This is a genomic window from Clostridium sp. Cult2 (assembly GCF_021655075.1).
Taxonomy (GTDB): Bacteria; Bacillota; Clostridia; order Tissierellales; family Tepidimicrobiaceae; genus Schnuerera.
Window position 1 is genome coordinate 1 of record NZ_PPXX01000040.1, and the last position, 636, is coordinate 636.

Annotated in this window: 2 protein-coding genes; both read left to right on the top strand. The window is 35.2% G+C overall.

Translation table 11 applies throughout. From position 1 onward, the window contains the following. A partial coding sequence (locus tag C3E90_RS04465; RefSeq protein ID WP_236914467.1) for an endonuclease/exonuclease/phosphatase family protein occupies positions 1–402 on the top strand: 402 nt, incomplete at its 5' end. A 119-nt stretch (positions 403–521) separates the two neighbouring features. After that, positions 522–636 (top strand): twin-arginine translocase TatA/TatE family subunit (locus C3E90_RS13575; protein ID WP_442870559.1); only part of this gene is annotated, 115 nt, incomplete at its 3' end.

Sequence of the window (636 nt, forward strand, 5' to 3'; positions counted from 1 at the left end):
TGTCGCGGGCAAGCCCATATCGTGATTATGGGCGATTTTAATGATCATCCCAACGATAAAAGTCTTTCATGCGTACTTGAAGCGCAAATGTTGAGTGATGAACCAAACGAGAGGGAGCTTTACAATCTGTTTTATCATCGAATAAAGGAAACCGGTTTTGGCACGTATAAATTCCGGGGGCAATGGGAGGTATTGGATCAGTTTATCGTGAGCGGGAATTTGTTATCGAAGAATGCTTCTGTTTTTTTGAAAAACAACGAAGCAACGGTTTTTAAAGCCGATTTTTTGTTGGAGGAAGATAAAAAAGGAAAAAAACGCCCTTACCGTACCTACATGGGCCCTGTTTATAAAGGCGGTTTCAGCGATCACCTTCCTGTCTTTATCGATTTAATAATCAAGTAAAAATGTTTCGCTCTCTTTTTTTAAACTTTATCTTAATTTCATTGTACATCTAAAGAATTAATTCTATTTTTGTGTGTTATAAGATTTAACAAACTAAACAGTTTTAAAACAGCAGATTTATGAACCCATTACTTTTTAATTTAAACGGTTGGGAAATACCCATTATTGTTTTGGTTATTTTGATTTTGTTCGGAGGTAAAAAAATTCCTGAATTTATGAATGGATTGGGCAAAG